The organism is Marinobacterium lacunae (assembly GCF_000705555.1).
Taxonomy (GTDB): domain Bacteria; phylum Pseudomonadota; class Gammaproteobacteria; order Pseudomonadales; family Balneatricaceae; genus Marinobacterium_D; species Marinobacterium_D lacunae.
Genome location: NZ_JMQN01000048.1, coordinates 105,284 through 123,954 on the forward strand (window position 1 = coordinate 105,284; position 18,671 = coordinate 123,954).

At 53.0% G+C, this 18,671-nt stretch carries 15 protein-coding genes; 9 read left to right on the plus strand and 6 right to left on the minus strand.

The genetic code is table 11. The features are described from left to right. Positions 1-133 precede the first annotated feature (133 nt). Complete coding sequence (locus ADIMK_RS17005; protein WP_036190778.1) at positions 134-511, minus strand: helix-turn-helix domain-containing protein; 378 nt, start codon at positions 509-511, stop codon at positions 134-136. Positions 512-814: 303 nt separating this feature from the next. On the opposite strand from ADIMK_RS17005, the gene ADIMK_RS17010 reads away from it, so the two are divergent. Genes ADIMK_RS17010 through ADIMK_RS17020 form a run of 4 tightly spaced genes read left to right on the plus strand, consistent with a single transcriptional unit; the run spans position 815 to position 5,382 of the window. Continuing rightward, positions 815-1,885, plus strand: coding sequence for a CBASS cGAMP-activated phospholipase (locus tag ADIMK_RS17010; RefSeq protein ID WP_036190780.1), 1,071 nt, complete (start codon positions 815-817; stop codon positions 1,883-1,885). Between the two features lie 9 nt (positions 1,886-1,894). Then, positions 1,895-3,190 carry a CBASS cGAMP synthase gene (locus ADIMK_RS17015; protein ID WP_036190782.1) on the plus strand — a complete coding sequence of 432 codons (1,296 nt, stop codon included), beginning with the start codon at positions 1,895-1,897 and terminating at the stop codon, positions 3,188-3,190. A gap of 1 nt (position 3,191) precedes the next feature. Then, on the plus strand, positions 3,192-4,922 hold the full coding sequence (locus ADIMK_RS21780; RefSeq protein WP_197027565.1) for a ThiF family adenylyltransferase: 1,731 nt from the start codon (positions 3,192-3,194) through the stop codon (positions 4,920-4,922). Next, entirely contained in the window at positions 4,909-5,382 is a 474-nt protein-coding gene (locus ADIMK_RS17020; protein WP_051693053.1) for a Mov34/MPN/PAD-1 family protein, read from the plus strand. The genes ADIMK_RS21780 and ADIMK_RS17020 overlap by 14 nt, the downstream gene beginning before the upstream one ends. 118 nt (positions 5,383-5,500) lie before the next feature. Here the strand turns inward: ADIMK_RS17020 and gyrB are convergent, their stop codons facing one another. The 4 genes from gyrB to dnaA form a co-directional block, all read right to left on the minus strand. Further along, the gene (gene gyrB, locus ADIMK_RS17025; RefSeq protein ID WP_036190784.1) at positions 5,501-7,924 is read right to left on the minus strand and encodes a DNA topoisomerase (ATP-hydrolyzing) subunit B; all 2,424 of its coding nucleotides are present in this window, start codon (positions 7,922-7,924) and stop codon (positions 5,501-5,503) included. 1 nt (position 7,925) lies between these two features. Beyond that, positions 7,926-9,029, minus strand: a complete 1,104-nt coding sequence (gene recF / locus ADIMK_RS17030; RefSeq protein WP_036190786.1) for a DNA replication/repair protein RecF — start codon at positions 9,027-9,029, stop codon at positions 7,926-7,928. A 62-nt stretch (positions 9,030-9,091) separates the two neighbouring features. Then, positions 9,092-10,195, minus strand: a complete 1,104-nt coding sequence (gene dnaN / locus ADIMK_RS17035) for a DNA polymerase III subunit beta (protein WP_036190788.1) — start codon at positions 10,193-10,195, stop codon at positions 9,092-9,094. 28 nt (positions 10,196-10,223) lie between these two features. Beyond that, the gene (gene dnaA / locus ADIMK_RS17040) at positions 10,224-11,774 is read right to left on the minus strand and encodes a chromosomal replication initiator protein DnaA (protein ID WP_036190790.1); all 1,551 of its coding nucleotides are present in this window, start codon (positions 11,772-11,774) and stop codon (positions 10,224-10,226) included. 530 nt (positions 11,775-12,304) lie between these two features. Between dnaA and rpmH the strand changes: the two genes are divergently transcribed. The 5 genes from rpmH to ADIMK_RS17060 all read left to right on the plus strand — a co-directional run bounded on the left by rpmH (position 12,305) and on the right by ADIMK_RS17060 (position 16,742). Further along, a complete protein-coding gene (gene rpmH / locus ADIMK_RS21785) occupies positions 12,305-12,439 on the plus strand; it encodes a 50S ribosomal protein L34 (RefSeq protein WP_036512751.1) in 135 nt (44 codons plus the stop codon). Between the two features lie 26 nt (positions 12,440-12,465). Continuing rightward, the gene (gene rnpA / locus ADIMK_RS17045; RefSeq protein WP_036190792.1) at positions 12,466-12,840 is read left to right on the plus strand and encodes a ribonuclease P protein component; all 375 of its coding nucleotides are present in this window, start codon (positions 12,466-12,468) and stop codon (positions 12,838-12,840) included. A gap of 13 nt (positions 12,841-12,853) precedes the next feature. Further along, a complete protein-coding gene (gene yidC / locus ADIMK_RS17050) occupies positions 12,854-14,548 on the plus strand; it encodes a membrane protein insertase YidC (protein WP_036190794.1) in 1,695 nt (564 codons plus the stop codon). Between the two features lie 100 nt (positions 14,549-14,648). Next, entirely contained in the window at positions 14,649-16,013 is a 1,365-nt protein-coding gene (mnmE, locus tag ADIMK_RS17055; protein ID WP_036190796.1) for a tRNA uridine-5-carboxymethylaminomethyl(34) synthesis GTPase MnmE, read from the plus strand. 60 nt (positions 16,014-16,073) lie between these two features. Then, on the plus strand, positions 16,074-16,742 hold the full coding sequence (locus tag ADIMK_RS17060; RefSeq protein WP_036190798.1) for a 4'-phosphopantetheinyl transferase family protein: 669 nt from the start codon (positions 16,074-16,076) through the stop codon (positions 16,740-16,742). An 8-nt stretch (positions 16,743-16,750) separates the two neighbouring features. Here ADIMK_RS17060 and ADIMK_RS17065 read toward each other — a convergent pair whose 3' ends face one another. Then, positions 16,751-18,436: a cyclic peptide export ABC transporter gene (locus ADIMK_RS17065; RefSeq protein ID WP_036190799.1), complete on the minus strand. Its 1,686-nt coding sequence runs from the start codon at positions 18,434-18,436 to the stop codon at positions 16,751-16,753. Positions 18,437-18,671: the final 235 nt, after the last annotated feature.

Here is an 18,671-nt window from a genome sequence, read left to right on the forward strand (position 1 = left end):
AAATGACTGGATTAATGTCTAGGCGGGTCGATTGACGGGCAGGGAGCAAGCAAGGATACTTAGATTGTCTATGTCGTAGGTACCAGTACTTGCGCCAATAGCGGGGCAATCCACCCGGTGCGTCCCGTTATATCTACATGGCGATACCCTCCTGCGAGCCAGAACCCAGTCCCAACACTTTTCGCATGATCAGCACCTGATCCCCGCTCAGTGTTCCCAGGTGGCTCTTCAGATCGTGAACGAACTCAAACTCGTCCTGCGACATGCCATCCGGCAAACGGAACGTCATCTCAGACAGTTCTACGGAGTGCCAAAGTCGCTCTTGCTCCTCCCGAGACAAGTTCAGATTCTTGATGAGTCGCTTGAGTACAGCTGTTGATGGTGGCCCTTTCCGACCGCGTTCCAGAGTGCTGACGTAGCAAGGATTGATGCCCATCAGGTCAGCAAGCTGCTTCTGCTGCATACGGCGGCTACGCCTAAGATGTTCAAGATAGGTACCGAAGGGGGTCATAGACTCACGGTCCAGAACTGTGCATTTATCGTACAGAATAGAGAAAATATTCGAGGGCAGTCAAACAATAAACTTCAATATTTTCCTTTAAAATCAAAATGATATATTTTGATTGTCAATGTGTGCATTTTGATAGAGAAGTGAGAACACCCCCACTTGCAGCGGGCTGCTCCCAGGCGATGTCGTACACTCGGGGGAAAATATGCTCAATAAAGGATTTTCTAAACAAATTGTCTAATTTTCTATTGAACAAATAGTAGACAGCCCCAATGTATCAAAGATGAAACACTCGAAGGAGAGAGCATGTCAGACAGCACTCAGAAGGATACCGTACGCGTATTAGCTCTCAATGGAGGTGGAGTTAGGGGTCTATTCACCATCTCTGTTCTAGCAGAAATCGAAAGAGTGCTGTCGGATGGAGATCCCGATGTCTCAATCGGAAGCTACTTCGACCTGATTGCTGGAACGTCTATTGGAGGAATCCTAGCGTTAGGTTTGGCAGACGGAAGAACCGCCCGAGAATTAGAGAAAAGCTTTCGAAAACAAGCTCCTACGATATTCCCGAAGAACAAGTTTACACCCTCCTTCATCCATAAAAAGTGGAAATCTCTATGTGCTCTTTTTGGGCATAGGTATGACGGTTGTCGAATTAATGCAGCTGTAGAGTCAATATTAGGGAAAGATCGTACAATCAGAGGCCTTAAACGCCGAGTTTTGATTCCGACTGTCAATTTGACAACTGGTCACCCGTACTACATCAAGACCTGCCATAACCCTAGATTCACTCGCGATGACCAATTCAATCTAGTCGATGTAGCTCGCGCAACATCTGCAGCTCCAACCTATTTTAGCCCACACTTCATAGAAGTTGTAAATGCATACTTTGTAGATGGCGGATTAGTAGCCAATAATCCAAGCTATGTAGCATATCACGAAGTGATGACAGATCTTAAGGACGAATTCAATAATATAAATTCTGATAATATTAAAATTCTAAACATTGGGACATTATCTAGTGAATTCTGCGTTAATCCAGAAAATATAAAGAGCCTAATACCTGGATATATAAAACTCTGGGGTGTTGGGCAAAATTTAATTGAGACTGTGATGACTTCTAATCAGCTCATGCATGGATACATGGCTAAAAGGATTATGAACTTAAACAGTACTTCGAAAAGCTACTTTGAGCTTGACGATGCTGTTCCCAATGAGCAAGCAGGTATTATTACATTAGATAATGCTAGCGATGAAGCTCTTAAGGTGCTTAGCGCTAGAGGTAAACAAGTGGGAACCTATGCCTGTTCCGATAGCGTACTTTTTGAAACATTTTTTAGTACTCCAGCACCAGCCTTCGTCCATCCTAAAGACCGATAGGAGAGTCCAATGACTTGGAATATTCATTACTACTTGGCCAACCAACAAGAAGGTCTAATCAGTACACTGGAACTATCAACTAGTCAGAAGTCCTTTCTGAGTGGTCTTAAAGATCAGGTTAGGAATAGAACAAAAGAAGTTTTTGACGAAGCGAAACGTATTGCTAGAGAAGTAATTGAAGAAAATCTCTCGACTGTAAGTCTTCAAAGCAAGATATCAAATAGTTATTTAGGATATCTTTCAACAGCTGAGCGTACAGAGATTAGTTTATTACTTCAGAATATGTCAAAAAATGAAAGAGATGCATTCCGTAGCATAAGTCCAAGGTTTTGGATTCAGGGAAGCTACAAATACAACACTCTAAATCAACCATACCACAAACCACCGCAAGAGATGGACATAGATGACGGAACTTACTTACCTATGGACATCTTTGATAATAAGCCATCTGTCGGTCACAGATTGCTGATTTTACTTGTAGACGCTTCACTCAAGTCCTTAGAGGTTCAAAACAAGCACAATGGCTGGGAGTTTATCGGTGACAAACCAACGTGCAGTCGCTTGAAAATTCCTAGTAAGCATGTGCATATTGACGTACCAATGTACGCAGTACCTAAAGAAGAATTTAAGCGGAAAGAAGAAGCTCTTGCAATTCTGAAGGCAAGTGAAGCGTATCGAGATTTCTCAATGCAGGCACTGTCGGAGAGTACACAACTAGAATCAGATAGTGTGTATCTAGCAGTTAGAACGGAAGATAAGTGGAAAAAGTCAGATCCTAAAATCGTAGCAGACTGGTTTGCTCAATCAGTAAAAGAGATAGGTATTCACCTGCGTGTTCTTTGCCGAATATTGAAGGCTTGGAGAGATGTGCAGTGGGACAAAGGCGGTCCATCCTCAATTTGCCTGATGAAATGTGCTGTAGATACCCTCAGACGAAATCCACATGACGGCTCAGACTTAGGAGAGACATTACGACTTTTGGCTTCTCACCTCCCGAACCAACTCCTCGAGGGAGTTCGCAGTCCAGATCCAACTGATGGAGACCGTCTATTATTTCCTTCGGCCAACGAGCATTCCCGCAAAGAGACGGAGATAGTCGAGCGGGCTCGAGACCTTACTAGTACGCTGGAACGTGCACTGGTAACAGATACAAAGTCTGAAGCACTTCGAATCCTTCAAACTCTATTCGGAAGCCGCGTCACTAATGAAGAGCTGATCAAACATCGCGATGCGGCTCCCGCATACAAGGAAGAACCCGCTAAAACAAAACCAGTTTATATTTCAGATACAATGGCGAGCGGATAATTTGTCAACACTGCACAATGGCCTATTAAAAGCAGGTTTTCTGTGGGTTGATTCACAGGACCTGCCTTGGCTAGCTAGGAAAGAAGCAAAATTTGGTGGCGGTTATAGAAAAAAATACCATACAGCGAAAGGCGATTTCGAAGTAACGATAATTGTTACCAGTCCTGATGGGAGTAAGTTACCCACAGCTTACGTTACCTATATCCCAGATCAACTTCGAGATAAGGCAATTCCCCATATAAGTCCTTTTCGACGACTTTGCTATGCAGACGAGGACTCCTCTGACTGGGACCCTGTTCTAAAAGATCAGCTGGCATCAGCTATCGACCGGCAGATAGCTAGAACCTTACATGAGAGTACGTCTCCTGAAGAGATAGAGTCAGCTTACCAAGCGGATTTTCTTAATTATTGGTTCTCTAACCGAGAAGCTTACTGTTTTGCATCTCCAGAAGCGGAAATAGGCTCTAGTCCATTAATGTTTCAGGCATTAGATGTAACTACATCGAGCTCTGGAGCTTTAGAAAATGAACTTGTCATTTTTGACAACATAGAGCAAAGGGATGCCTGGATAAAGCTCCGTAATAGTTCGTTATCGGGAGTTAGCGGTGATGTAGTCATTATACGTGTAAGGACTGGTAACCTTGCCCCAGAAAGCTGGCCTCCTAGAAAACTTAGTGATATTTTCGATTGGCTAAAATCTGCTGATAGAAGTGCCCATGATACGCTAGCGGCGAAAATAATAAGATACTTTAGTAAAAATTTAACAGTACTATTAAATATTGAGAATGAAGGTTTAATGGCCTTCAGAGTTCGTTTTAATGATCGCATTGTAACCATTATGAATAGTCATAGTGGTAATAGAAAAAATAGTACCAAGAAAAGAAGAGGCCCAAAGTCATCAACTCTATTACCAGTTCTAAGAGGAAAATACGCCCACGATGCTTTTGTTAGATATCACATTAATCCTATAGATGAAGCTTCATTATATCTACGAAATCGCAAAGACCCGTCAGCAGGAGATCTAAAAAATAAGCGTATATGCCTTATAGGATGTGGCACAATTGGTGGTTACGTCGCAGAGTTGCTAGTAAAAGTAGGCGCAGGAAAAGGCCCCCTTGGTCGATTACATCTGTACGATAATGATACCTATAGCCCTGGGAACTTTGGTCGCCATAGACTTCCAGCAAGATATTTTGGTTGGTACAAATCGGAAGCTTTAGCTGATCTACTTATTAAAGATACACTCGGACCTTTAAACGTATTTGCTATAGATTCAAAATTCTTAGTAACTTCAGAAAATGTTAAAAAATTCGACATCATAATTGATGTGACAGGACGTCCCCCTGTAGGAAGAATGCTTGCAAACTGCACGAGAGACATTATTAATCCACCTTATCTAATTCATGGCTTTAATGAAGGTCACGGCAGAGCTTCAGTAGTATTTATAGATAATGGTCAAGCTTGTTATGGCTGTTTGAAAAAGATGGATGTTTTTTCTAAATTACCTATCGATCGAGAAGAACGATACTCTTGTGGATCTATGTACACTCCATATGATGCTAATGTAAGTGTAATTACAGCTGGGCTGGTACAAGAAGCTACCCTTAATACGCTATTAAAAAAGCTCCCATGGACTTATGCTGAACACATATCAGATGGATATAAAACCCGCGAGCGTTGTAAGTTAAAACCATACAGCAAATGCGCGGTCAATAAACATGATTCTCACTGAAGCCACTTTCAGCGTCATTTACAATGGTGAAGAACGCTTACTAGTAGTCGAACCAGCAGCCCTCCGCGTTCTGTTGGAGCACAGACAGCAAAACCTTCATCAAAACGAATCTGGCGGTGTTTTGATTGGGGAAAGAAGGGGTAAAGCCTTCATTATTCAAAGAGCTACCCCCCCGAGCAAAAAAGACCAAGCTGGAAGATTTCGCTTTGTTAGAAATGGCTCTTCCCATCAGCAGTTAGTCGATGAGGCTTACAGAAAAACTGACGGAACGTCTAATTATATCGGCGAGTGGCATACCCATCCTCAAACTATCGCCGCTCCTTCATACACTGACTACACAAATTGGTCCAAGGCCCTGAGAGGTATGGGTATATCGGTAGTTGCAGTAGTAGGGAATATGGAGAGTTGGTGGGGCCTTCATGACGCAGGTAAGTTCCTGCAATTCACGAGAGTTAGCTAAAAAGTAGCCTGCTATACAGAGATTGAAAAGCCGGATCTCCCATCTCACGCAAATGAGACGGGAGAGCACGTAAATGAGACGTCAGATCACGCTAGATGAGATCTGACAATTCGACAGATCAGACGTCCAGGTTCGAGACATTAAGCGCGTTGGCCTCAATGAAATTCCTGCGCGGCTCGACTTCGTCGCCCATCAGCGTTGTGAACAGCTGGTCGGCGGCGATAGCGTCATCGACAGAAACCTGAAGCATACGACGCGCATTCGGGTCCATGGTGGTTTCCCAAAGCTGATCCGGGTTCATTTCGCCCAGACCCTTATAGCGCTGGATGGTATTACCGCGGCGGGAAAGATCCATCAACCAGCGAATACCGGCGCCCATGTCCGACAGACTGAAGCGACGTTCGCCCCGTTGCAGGAAGGCTCCGTCCTCAAGCAGCGACTGGAGTTCTTCCCCGAGCTGCACGATGGACTGGAAGTCGCGGGAGCGGAACAGGTCGAGATCGAGCCTGTAGTCGGTTTCCACACTGTGATGGATGTGGCGGATGCGCGGCAGATACAAACTGTGCTCACGGTCCAGCTCAACATGGCACTCATAGCTTTCGGCGCTGTTGGTGGCGTGAGCGATCAGGGCATCGTTCAGGCGCGCAACCCAACTATCCACCGCGTCTTTGGATGAGAGATCCTCGACGCTGATCGACGGCAGATACAGCAGTTGGTTGAGTACCGCTTTCGGATAGATCTTGCCCAGACGACTGATCGTGCTCTCAACCTTGCGATAACGGCTTACCAGCTCTTCCAGCGCCTGTCCGGAAACCGGCGGCGAATCTTCACTGATATACAGTGCAGCGCCGTCGAGCGCGCCCTGAAGCAGGTAGTTCTCCATCGCGTCGTCGTCTTTGAGGTACTGCTCCTGCTTGCCCTTTTTCACCTTGTACAGAGGCGGCTGAGCGATGTAGATGTAGCCCTTCTCGATCAGTTCGGGCAACTGACGGAAGAAGAAGGTCAGCAGCAGCGTTCGGATATGAGAGCCGTCCACGTCCGCATCGGTCATGATGATGATGCGGTGGTAACGCAGCTTCTCGATATTGTACTCGTCGCGGCCGATGCCACACCCCAGGGCGGTGATCAGCGTACCCACCTCGGCGGAGGTCAGCATCTTGTCGAAACGCGCCTTCTCCACGTTGAGAATCTTACCTTTGAGCGGCAGGATGGCCTGAGTACGGCGATCACGACCTTGCTTGGCTGAACCACCAGCGGAGTCACCCTCCACCAGGTAAAGTTCGGACAGCGCGGGATCTTTCTCCTGACAGTCGGCCAGCTTGCCGGGAAGACCGGCAATATCGAGCGCGCCTTTACGACGGGTCATCTCTCGCGCCTTGCGCGCCGCCTCACGGGCGCGGGCGGCGTCGATCATCTTCTGTACCACCGCCTTGGCGTCCTGCGGATTCTCCAGCAGGTAGTCGTTGAGGAACTGCGCCATCAACTGCTCCACCGCCGTTTTCACCTCGGAGGATACCAGCTTGTCCTTGGTCTGGGAGGAGAACTTGGGATCCGGCACCTTGACCGAGATGATCGCGGTCAGACCTTCGCGGCTGTCATCACCACTGGTGCTAACCTTGCCGTTCTTGTTCAGCTGCTCCGACTCGATATAGCCGTTCAATGAGCGGGTCAGTGCAGCACGGAAACCGGACAGATGGGTACCGCCATCGCGCTGCGGAATGTTGTTGGCAAAGCAGTGCAGACTCTCCTGGAAGCTGTCGTTCCACTGCATCGCGACCTCGACGCCGACGCCGTTCTCGTGCATGGCGTTGAAGTGAAATATCTTGTTGATCGGCGACTTGTTCTGGTTGAGGAACTCAACGAATGCGCCCAGACCACCCTCGTACTCGAAGATCTCTTCACGACCGCTGCGCTCGTCCTTCAGACGGATACGCACGCCGGAGTTGAGGAACGAAAGCTCACGCAAGCGCTTGGCCAGAATGTCGTACTGGAAACTGATATTGCTGAAGGTCTCTTCCGAGGGCTTGAAGCGAACAATCGTGCCGGAGCCTTCGGTTTCACCGACCACCGCCAGCGGCGCCTGAGGCACACCATGGTGATAGACCTGCTCATGCACCTGCCCGGCGCGGCGAATCGTCAGCCGCAACTCGCTGGACAGTGCGTTTACAACGGAAACCCCCACGCCGTGCAGACCACCGGACACCTTGTAGGTGTTGTCGTCGAACTTACCGCCGGCATGCAGCACGGTCATAATGACTTCCGCCGCCGAAACACCCTCTTCCTTATGGATGTCCGTGGGGATACCGCGACCGTTATCGGATACGGTAACGCTTTCATCCTGATGGATGATGACGCCGATTTCGGAACAGTGACCGGCCAGAGCTTCGTCGATACCGTTATCGACCAGCTCGAACACCATGTGATGCAAACCACTGCCATCATCCGTGTCCCCGATATACATGCCGGGGCGCTTACGTACAGCATCCAGCCCTTTCAGTACTTTGATACTGGACGAATCATAGCTTTGGTTTTCACCACTCATCTCATTCTCCTGGTGCAGCAGACTGCGATATTGTTCCCTGATCAACCCTGAACAGCGCCAAGTCGGTGGTCTCTTCCCAAACACGACTGAGCAAACCGGGGTCAACGCAGGTGATAAAGCACTGGTTGGCGCTCTTTTCCAAAAATTGGCAAAACTGGCGACAATGCCGTTCATCCAACTCAGACGGCAGATCGTCGATTAAATAGATGCACGCGCGCTGACTCTGACGATGAAAAAGCGCCCCCTGAGCCAGCTTAAGCGCACTGACGACCAGCTTTTTCTGACCTCGGGATAACCGCTCGGCGGCATCCTGACCTTCAACCCTGAAACGCAGGTCCGCACGTTGCGGTCCACTACTGCTAAACCCCTGACGCAGATCCCGCTCGAAGTTCTCTTCCAGCACCTGTGCCAAGTCGCGTTTTGCATCCCATCCGGGTGAAAAACGAAGCTGGACCTGTACATCCTTGAGCAGCTCGCCAAGAATCTCTTCGAATACCGGAACCAGCGCTTCTACGTACGCGCTTCGGAGTTCAGTCAACGGCTGGGCGAAGGCAACCAATTCCGCGTCCCATAGCGCCCTGACGCGGGCGTCAATCTTACCACATTTCAGCAGGGAATTTCGCTGTTTCAGAACCCGATGAAAGCCCCGCCAAAGCCGAATAAAGCCGGGATCGGCATGGAAGCCTCCCCAGTCGATAAACTGGCGACGAACCGAGGGCGAGCCTTCCAACAATGCAAAGGTATCGGAATTGATAACCAGCAGCGGCATCAGGCTTGCCAGCTCTGCCGCCCCGATGCTTTCACCGGCGTAGCGTACCCTTAACTCGCCTTCGCGCGCCCGGGTCACCCCAAGGGGACGCGATTCCCCCTTGTTGAACGGATCAACCTGGGCGAACACCAGCAACTCCTCCTGACCGCTCTGAATCAGCTGCCGGTACTGCTGAGTACGAAACGATCGCCCAAGGCCGAGCAGATGGATGGACTCCAGCAGACTGGTTTTTCCACTGCCGTTTTCGCCAAAGAGGAGATTGATACGGGAGGCGGGCTGCAATTCGGCCGTGCTCAGATTGCGCACGTGCCGGACCTGCAGTTGGGAGATGAGCATAGGGGCAAGAACACTAAAAGTAAGTACACACTAACAACGTTAGTATGTACTTACATCGGCTATTACATGCGCATTGGCATGACGACGTAGGTAGCGTCCGGCTCTTCAAAGCCTTCGATCAACGCACTGGAGTTGGAATCGAACAGCGTGAAGCGAACCACATCCGAGTTCAGAATCGACAGCACATCAAGCAGATAATTGACGTTGAAACCGATCTCCAGCGAGCCTCCTTCATAGTCGACCGCAACGGTTTCTTCCGCCTCTTCCTGCTCAGGGTTGTTGGCCATCACCTGCAACATGCCATCAGACAACGACAGACGTACGCCACGATACTTCTCGTTCGACAGGATCGCGATACGGCTGAATACCTGACGCAACTCGAGACGATCACCGAGAAGTACCTTGTCGCCGTTACGCGGGATAACGCGCTGATAATCCGGGAATTTGCCATCCACCAGCTTTGAGGTGAAGGTGAAGTCACCAACGTTGGCGCGAATATGGTTGGCACCAATCACCAGACTCACCGGGTTGTCACCGCCCTGCAGCAAGCGAGCCAGTTCCAGGATACCTTTACGCGGCACGATAATCTGGTGCTGTATGCCGTCATCGACCTCGACATCGCTGATCGCGGTGGCGAGTCGGTGTCCGTCTGTGGAGACCGCACGCAGAGTACCGTCACGCACCTCAAGCAGCATGCCGTTGAGGTAGTAGCGTACATCCTGCTGCGCCATCGAGAAGCCGGTCTGCTCGATCAGATGTCTCAGCGCTGCCTGCGGCAAGGTCAGCTGCATCGCCTGCGGGCTGTCCTCGACATTGGGGAACTCGCTGGCCGGCAGCGTCGAAAGCGAGAATCGGCTGCGGCCGGATTTGATCACCATCTTCTGACCGGACAGCTCAAGCTCGATCCGGGCATCGTCGGACAGCGATTTACAGATGTCCATCAGCTTGCGCGCCGGTACGGTCACAGAGCCTGCATCGGCTGGCTCGTCCAGCTCAACGCGCCCGATAAGCTCTACCTCCAGATCCGTACCGGTCAGCGAGAGCTGGTTGCCCTCGGCGACGAGCAGGATATTGGATAGCACGGGCAGCGTCTGACGACGTTCCACCACACCGGCCACCAGCTGTAACGGCTTGATAAGGGCTTCACGGGAAATTACGAATCTCATGGCTGTCTACCTTGTCAGGATCCGAACACTACGCCGTCAGATGACGCAGCAGGTTTTTGTAATCTTCGGCGATGTCCGTATCAGTCTCTCGCAACTCTTTGATCTTGCGACAGGCATGGAGCACCGTTGTATGGTCGCGGCCACCGAACGCGTTGCCGATCTCCGGCAAACTGTGGTTGGTTAGCTCCTTGGCCAGACTCATCGCCACCTGGCGAGGCCGGGCCACCGAGCGACTGCGTCGTTTAGACAGCAGATCGGCAACCTTGATCTTGTAGTAATCGGCAACAACGCGCTGAATGTTGTCAATACTAACCTGTTTGTCCTGCAATGCCAGCAGGTCCTTAAGCGACTCTTTTATAAAGGGTGTATTGATAGCATTGCCGGTAAAGTGGGCATTGGCGATGACGCGCTTGAGCGCGCCTTCAAGCTCACGCACGTTGGAGCGAATTTTCTGCGCCAGGAAGAAGGCCGAATCGTCGGGCAGGTGCACTTTCGCCTCCTGCGCTTTCTTCATCAGAATCGCGACACGCGTCTCCAGCTCCGGCGGCTCGATCGCGACCGTCAGCCCCCAGCCAAAGCGCGACTTCAACCGCTCCTCCACACCATTGATCTCTTTCGGATAGCGGTCGGATGTGAGGATCATCTGCTGACCACCTTCAAGCAGGGCATTGAAGGTGTGGAAGAACTCCTCCTGGGAGCGCTCCTTACCGGCGAAGAATTGGATATCGTCAATCAAAAGCGCATCGACCGAGCGGTAGTAGCGCTTGAAATCGTTGATCGCATTGAGCTGCAGCGCCTTGACCATATCGGCAACGAAACGCTCCGAGTGCAGATATACAATACGCGCGTTGGGATTGCGCTTAAGCATCTCGGTGCCCACTGCGTGCATCAAGTGGGTTTTACCAAGGCCGACCCCGCCGTAAATAAAGAGCGGGTTATAGGCGCCGCCCGGGTTATCCGCCACCTGCTGAGCCGCCGCCAGCGCAAGCTGGTTCGACTTACCCTGCACAAACGACTGAAAGGTAAACGAAGGATTCAGGTTGGACTGATGTCGGACACTGCCCTCCACCTCGACGCGGCGCTCAGCAGGCCGTGCGCGGGGCGCCTCTTCACTGGGCAACATATCCAGTTCAAGCTGAGGTTCCGGCTGAAATCCATTCAGGGTTACAGACTCGACGGGCATACTGACCGCCGTTTCGATGACCTCCGGCTCGGGCGCTGCAAAACGTGCTCTGGGCGCCATATCGGGCACAGCGCTGACTGTCGAACGCTTGCGAATAGGAGCGGTTCTGCGACGTGCACCCGCAGTCGGTCCTTCGCTGGCACCGGCTGACGCACGTCCTGCAATATCGAGGCGCACCTCGGTACTGATATCACCACTGATGTCCGCCACGACTTGGCGAATACGTGAGAGAAACTTGTCTGCAACCCAGTCTCGAACGAAACGATTGGGCGCCAGCAGTACCAGTGCATTATCAGCGCCATCCGCACGTAACGGACGTATCCAGGTGTTGAACTGCTGGGCAGGAAACTCCTGCTGCAGGCTCTGCAGGCACTGCTCCCAAAGTTCGACCGACATCCCTATAACCCCTGATAAAGCACTTTGATAGTTATTGAAGCTGGCTCTGTCGGAGAGGGACAGGCCGCTTTCTTAATATGAACTGGCCGCTATTCTAACCATTCGAAAGGCAGTTATACACAGCTGTGGGCAAACTTTTTCAGATTCGATGACTAAAGGCCCTCAACGCCTGTCGACGCGGCATCATAGGGGCGTTATCCACGCTCAGGCCAGCTCACACAAGTTGAAAACAAGCTTTCAATAGCCTTATAAACATCATAATTATTTGTTATATATTGTTTTTTTATACTTACAAACAGAATTTTTCATTTAGGTGTCACGCGCGTGACAGAAGCCCCAAATAAACAGCCTATATCGCCCTCTGCTGCGGTTTGCTCTCTCCTTATAAAGGCAAGACCAGAACGGCCGCCTGACAAAAACTGTACAAATGATTTGCATCTGATCTGGCGATTAACTAGAATCTCGCGTCTTGATTTTTACCTATACGTGGATCAGCACCTCACGTACAGAACGTAAGTAGGACTGAGGCAATGAAAAGAACTTTCCAACCTAGCGTACTCAAACGCGCTCGTACTCACGGTTTCCGTGCTCGCATGGCAACCAAAAATGGCCGTCAGGTTCTGAACCGTCGTCGCGCCAAAGGCCGTAAAAGCCTTACTGTTTAATTCTGCCAGCAGGATTTAACGTCTGCATGGCTGAATTCGAATATCCCCGTCGGTTACGTTTGCTAACCGGCGGGGATTTCAAGCGCGTGTTCGATAAAGCCGCGTTCAAGGTATCCGAGCAACCGCTGCTCATCCTCTCCTCCCCCAATGACCTTGGACATCCGCGCGTCGGCTTTGTTATTTCTAAAAAAAACATCCGTCGGGCTGTCAAACGCAACCGCGTTCGGCGTATCATTCGCGAGTCTTTTCGCCTGCATCAGCATCAGCTCCCCAACGTGGATATCGTTATTCTGGCCCGTCGCGGTCTGGATGAGCTCGAAAACCCCGAGCTGCATAAAATGATTGAGCGTTGCTGGTCCAGATTGATCAAAAAAGCCCAAAAAGCTCACAAAAAAAGTTGATGGTCCCATCGCCATGGATGTACAGCGAGTCATACTGATTGCCGCCCTGGCACTCATCTCCTACATGTTGGTACTGCAGTGGAACGAGGACTACGGTCCCGCCCAACAGCAGGCAACAGCCCAGCAGCAGGCACCCAGTGTCTCGGCCTACAGTAGTAATGGCAGCAGCAGTGAGCTGCCAACCGCAGGTGCTGCGTCAGACGCCCACGCCGATATTCCGCAGGTAGCCAACCCTGCCGATCAGGCTCAGGCAGCCGTCTCCGCCAACTCCGGCCAGCTGATCAGCGTCAGTACCGATGTACTGCAGGTCCTGATCGACCCACATGGCGGCGACATCATTCAGGTCGCACTACCCAAGCAGGAGTCGGCCCTCAACTCCGGCGAACCCTTTATTCTGCTGGAGCAAAACGCCAACCGTACCTACGTCGCCCAGAGTGGCCTGGTCGGTCGCGACGGTCCTGATGCCAAGAAGAGCGGTCGTCCGGTCTATCAGGCAGCCAACGCCAGCTACGAGCTGGGCGATCAGGATAGCCTGAACGTGGATCTGGTATTGACCCAGCCCGACGGCGTCAAGATCACCAAGCGGTTTGTCTTCAACCGCGGCCAGTACCGTGTCGGCCTTGATTACATTGTCGACAACGAAAGTCAGGAGCCCTGGCAGGGCATTCTGTTCGGCCAGATCAAGCGTGACGGCAGCGCAGACCCCTCCCAGCAGACCTCCATGGGCATGCAGTCCTACCTGGGCGCAGTATTCTCCACCGCCGAGAATAACTACCAGAAGGTCAAGTTCGGCGACATGGACGAAGAGCGTTTCAGCGCCAGCAGCCAGGACGGCTGGGTCGCGATGGTTCAGCATTACTTTGTCAGCGCGTGGATTCCGGCACCGGGTGCCGAATACAGCTATCAGTCTCGTAAACTGAACGGCAACTACATTGTCGGCTTCCTGTCGCCCTCCTTCGAGGTAGCGCCGGGCCAGAGCCAGAGTGTCAGCGCGACTTTCTATGCCGGTCCCAAGGATCAGGAGCAGATGGAAGCCACTGCACCGAACCTGAAACTGACTGTGGACTACGGCATCCTCTGGTGGATCGCGACCCCGCTGCACATCATTCTGACGTGGATCCACTCCGTCGTAGGCAACTGGGGTCTGGCGATTATCGGCATCACCCTGCTGGTCAAGCTTGCGCTGTTCCAGCTCAACGCCAAGGCGTTCAAGTCGATGGCCAAGATGCGCAAATTCGGGCCCGAGATGCAGCGCCTGAAAGAGCAGTTTGGCGACGACCGTCAGAAGATGTCTCAGGAGATGATGAAGCTCTACCAGAAGGAGAAGATCAATCCTCTGGGCGGCTGTCTGCCGATTGTGGTGCAGATGCCGGTATTCATCGCCCTGTACTGGGTACTGATGGAATCCGTTGAACTGCGTCACGCGCCTTTCTTCGGCTACATTCGCGACCTGTCGCAGATGGACCCGTACTTTATTCTGCCGATCCTGATGGGCTGCACCATGTTCATTCAGCAGTTGCTGAACCCGACGCCGCCCGATCCGATGCAGGCGAAGATCATGAAGCTGCTGCCGATCATCTTCACCTTCTTCTTCCTCTGGTTCCCGGCAGGTCTGGTGCTGTACTGGCTGGTCAACAACATCCTGTCGATCGCACAGCAGTGGCTCATCAACCGCCAGATCGAGGCGGGCGATACCAAGAAGGCTTAACGGCTACACTGATAAAAAGGCTCCTGAGGGAGCCTTTTTTACATGACGAATTTGAACGCACTCATCTCCGTCTTTGCACGGCGTGAATGGGAAATACAGCATGCAAATCACTCAGGACACTATTGTTGCTCAGGCGACACCACCCGGCCGGGGCGGTGTGGGCATCATCAGAGTATCAGGCCCTCAGTCGCTGGCGCTGGCACAGCGGATGCTGGGATTTACCCCCCAACCCCGGCACGCCCATTTCGCCGCCTTTCACAACCAGCAGCGTGAAGAGCTGGATCAGGGCATCGCGATCTACTTCCCGGGTCCAAACTCATTTACCGGTGAAGATGTGGTCGAGTTCCAGGGGCATGGCGGACCGGTTATTCTTGATCTGCTGTTGCAGGAGCTGATCGCGCTTGGCGCCCGCCCGGCGCGTCCCGGCGAGTTTTCAGAGCGCGCCTTCCTTAACGACAAGCTGGACCTTGCCCAGGCCGAGGCGATCGCGGATCTGATCGACAGCTCGTCCGAGCAGGCCGCCCGTTGTGCGCTGCGCTCGCTCCAGGGCGTGTTTTCACAGCGCGTCCATGAACTGGTCGAAGCATTGATTCAGCTGCGGATCTATGTCGAAGCCGCGATCGACTTCCCCGAGGAGGAGATCGATTTTCTGGCTGATGGAAGGGTGCTCGGTGATCTTGAGACTATTCTCAACCAGCTGGCCGATGTCCGCCAGGAAGCCAAACAGGGCAGCCTGCTGCGAGAGGGTATGAGCGTCGTCATCGCCGGACGACCCAACGCCGGCAAATCCAGCCTGCTCAACGCGCTTGCCGGTCGCGAGACAGCGATTGTCACCGATATTGAGGGCACCACGCGTGATGTCTTGCGCGAACATATCCACATCGATGGCATGCCGCTGCACATCATCGATACCGCTGGCCTTCGCGATGCGCCGGACGAAGTGGAGCGCATCGGTATAGACCGTGCCTGGGCCGAGATACGCAACGCCGACCGCATTTTGATGATGGTGGACAGCACCCGCTCCGCGACCACGGATCCACTCAGTCTCTGGCCCGAACTTGGTGAACATCTGGATGACCTGAGCCACCTGACGCTGATTCGAAACAAAGCGGACCTGAGCGGCGAAGCAACGCGAATTGAACAAGTAGGTGAGCACACACTTATTGCCTTGTCAGCGAAGGATGGCGCCGGAGTCGAGTTACTGCGCGAACACCTGAAGGCGGTGATGGGCTTTTCCAGCACCACCGAGGGCGGTTTCATGGCACGCCGCCGTCATATCGATGCCCTTGAGCGCGCACGGGAACTGCTCGAAACCGGACGGGGGCAACTGAAGACCGAAGGTGCCGGTGAACTGCTGGCGGAAGACCTGCGTCTTGCTCAGCAGGTACTTGGCGAGATCACCGGCGAGTTCACACCCGATGATCTGCTCGGGCGGATTTTCAGCTCCTTCTGCATCGGCAAGTAAGGGTAAATTTCACGCAGGCCATAGCGTCTCTCGTTCAACATCACAGAAAAGAACGAGACGATGATTGCAGAAGCACACCTGCCCCTACCCGATACCGTTAACCGCAGGGTCCGGTTCGCTACGGCCGATACTGCCCGATTGACGCATCAGAGCATTCTCCGCTGCGCCACCGTGACCCTGCCGCAGCCGTTACGCCGGGCAATACCGGCGCGGCAACTGGAGTTCCGGGTCGGCCGACTCTGTGCGCAGAAGGTTATCCACAGCCTGACCGGCGAAAACCTCTGCCCAGGACGGGGTGCGCATGGCGAACCGCTTTGGCCCAGCGGTGTGGTGGGCTCGATCAGCCACAGCGGATCGCGTGTTCTGGTCGCCGCCGCACGAGAGTCCGATGTTCCAGCGCTGGGGCTGGATATTGAGGCCCTGTTCGATGCACCGGAACTGGCCGATCATATCCTCACGCCGCAAGAGCGGGTGCGTTTCCACCATCGTATCGACAGCCAGCTGCTGACCACCGTCTTCTCCGCCAAAGAGAGCCTCTACAAAGCCCTGTTCCCGCTGACATCGACGGCGTTCTACTTCCACGATGCCGAAGTGATCGACTGCACCGACAATGGCCGTATCAGATTGCGGCTGCTGACCAGCCTGTCGGAGCATTGGCCTGCCGGTGCACTGGTACAGGCCCGTTGGTGCCGCCTTGAAAACTATATCGTGACCGCCGCTCTACCCTGACCGTCCCGTCAGGCGGGTACGGCCGGCCGTGGCTCGATCAGCTGGCCGTTCTCCAGTTTCAGGCAGCGATCCGCCACCGGGAAATAGCGGTCATCATGTGTCACCACCAGCACCGTTTTTCCGGCGGCTCTCAGCTCTGGCAATAACTCCTGATAGAAAACCTGCTTGAACACCGGATCCTGATCGGCTGCCCACTCATCGAACAGGTAAAAGGGTCGGTCTTCAAGATACGCAACCACCAGGGCCAATCGCTTGCGCTGACCCTGTGACAGGGCCTGGGTCGAGAAACGTCCATTGCGGATACTGACCTTGTGTGCCAGCTGCAGACGTTCGATCCAGTATTGCGCCGACCGATCAAGCGCCTCGGCAGAGCAGTTCTCCTCCAGCCTGTGCAGGGATTCGAACAGATGGAAGTCACTGAACACGGCACTGAACAGCTGCCGGTAGTTATCCTGTTGATCCGGCGCCAGCAACTGGCCATTCAGCTCAATATGCCCCTGTTGCGGCGTGTACAGGCCGACTATCAGTTTTGCCAGCGAGGTTTTACCGCTGCCGTTACCGCCAACCAAAAACACCAACTCCCCCGGCTGGAAGTGCAGGGTGATCGGTCCGAGCGTAAACAGATTATCCTCGGCTTCCCGGTAGTACTGGTGGCTGACATTGACCAGCGCCAGATGCTGATATGCCAGCGCCTGTGGCGCCCCGACCGGCTCGGCCTCCTGCGTCTGCTCCAGCACTGCACCTATACGCTCCAGCCCGATCCAGGCCAGATTGATGGATGAAATATTATTCAGCAATGCATCCAGCGGCAGCAGCATGTAGAGAAATATTATCGTGTAACTGGCCGCCTGAACGGCATCGAACAGTGTTCCGGACGCCGCCAGAAGACACATGACGCTGATAAATCCGTAGATCATCAGACTGGCCCAGCCACTGGCCAGAATATAGGTTTTCAACCCGCCGACGCGGTCCCGCTGCACCTGGTCGATACTGGTGTTCAGCTCATCGTGCAGAAAGCTCTGCGCCCGGTTACGGTTCAGTTTCAGCTCCTTGGCCCCCAAAAACAGTCCACCAAAACCCTGAAACAGACGATCCTGCATCTGCCCCGCCTGTCGAAGCCGGGTCAGCGCCCGTTTGTGTCCAAAGTGGAAACCGCCGGCACCGAGCAGTAACGCAACCGCCGCCAGCAAAAATGCTGTCCCGGACAGCCAGGCCAGGTAGGCCATGCAGCCCAACAGGATGGCACCATTTATCAGGATATTGGGTAAACAGACGAGAAACTGGGCAACCTGCTGCGCATCGTCGGTCATCACCGACTGCGCCCGCGCCGCGCCCATCAGCTCCACCTGTCTAAAGGGCGCACGTTGAATACGCTCGGCCAGATGGCGCCGCAGTTCCGCCAGCGTACCCTGGCTGAGCTTGACGAACAGCAGCCCCGAGAGCATGCGCATGCCCACCGCCAACACACAGAGCAACAGAAACTGTCCGGCCAGCCAGATCAGGTTCGAAGGTGAAAACAGTGTCGCCTGACCATCGGAAAAGGTTTCGTTGATCAAGCCGATCAACAGCACACTGGACAAGCCGCTTGTCAGACTGGCGACCACCGCTATCAGCAAGCGGCGCCGGAATGTGCCGAGCAAACGCAGCAGCAGTTGGTTAGCCGGACGTTGTCGCCACTCGGCGGACGTCGACATCTGTGCTTGCGGTCTTTCCGATCCGTGGGTTGTCAATGTACTGGACTCCTCTGTGTGACACTCGCGCCAGCTATTTCGCAGCTGGCGATCAAGACACCGTAATCGGCCGAAACAGCCGGCACGGTGCCACACCCAGTCGACTGACGTTTTCACCACGCCAAAATTTACCCCCTCTATTGCCTGCACCTGACAAATACTGCCGGGGCTAAATCTACGGCGGACAAATTCGTCTCCC

What these genes read in the sequence shown, in the direction of transcription:
- ADIMK_RS17005 (WP_036190778.1), bottom strand. Translation starts at nt 511, where the DNA reads ATGACCCCCTTCGGTACCTATCTTGAACATCTTAGGCGTAGCCGCCGT.
- ADIMK_RS17010 (WP_036190780.1), top strand. Translation starts at nt 815, where the DNA reads ATGTCAGACAGCACTCAGAAGGATACCGTACGCGTATTAGCTCTCAAT.
- ADIMK_RS17015 (WP_036190782.1), top strand. Translation starts at nt 1,895, where the DNA reads ATGACTTGGAATATTCATTACTACTTGGCCAACCAACAAGAAGGTCTA.
- ADIMK_RS17020 (WP_051693053.1), top strand. Translation starts at nt 4,909, where the DNA reads ATGATTCTCACTGAAGCCACTTTCAGCGTCATTTACAATGGTGAAGAA.
- gyrB (WP_036190784.1), bottom strand. Translation starts at nt 7,924, where the DNA reads ATGAGTGGTGAAAACCAAAGCTATGATTCGTCCAGTATCAAAGTACTG.
- recF (WP_036190786.1), bottom strand. Translation starts at nt 9,029, where the DNA reads ATGCTCATCTCCCAACTGCAGGTCCGGCACGTGCGCAATCTGAGCACG.
- dnaN (WP_036190788.1), bottom strand. Translation starts at nt 10,195, where the DNA reads ATGAGATTCGTAATTTCCCGTGAAGCCCTTATCAAGCCGTTACAGCTG.
- dnaA (WP_036190790.1), bottom strand. Translation starts at nt 11,774, where the DNA reads ATGTCGGTCGAACTTTGGGAGCAGTGCCTGCAGAGCCTGCAGCAGGAG.
- rpmH (WP_036512751.1), top strand. Translation starts at nt 12,305, where the DNA reads ATGAAAAGAACTTTCCAACCTAGCGTACTCAAACGCGCTCGTACTCAC.
- rnpA (WP_036190792.1), top strand. Translation starts at nt 12,466, where the DNA reads ATGGCTGAATTCGAATATCCCCGTCGGTTACGTTTGCTAACCGGCGGG.
- yidC (WP_036190794.1), top strand. Translation starts at nt 12,854, where the DNA reads ATGGATGTACAGCGAGTCATACTGATTGCCGCCCTGGCACTCATCTCC.
- mnmE (WP_036190796.1), top strand. Translation starts at nt 14,649, where the DNA reads ATGCAAATCACTCAGGACACTATTGTTGCTCAGGCGACACCACCCGGC.
- ADIMK_RS17060 (WP_036190798.1), top strand. Translation starts at nt 16,074, where the DNA reads ATGATTGCAGAAGCACACCTGCCCCTACCCGATACCGTTAACCGCAGG.
- ADIMK_RS17065 (WP_036190799.1), bottom strand. Translation starts at nt 18,436, where the DNA reads ATGTCGACGTCCGCCGAGTGGCGACAACGTCCGGCTAACCAACTGCTG.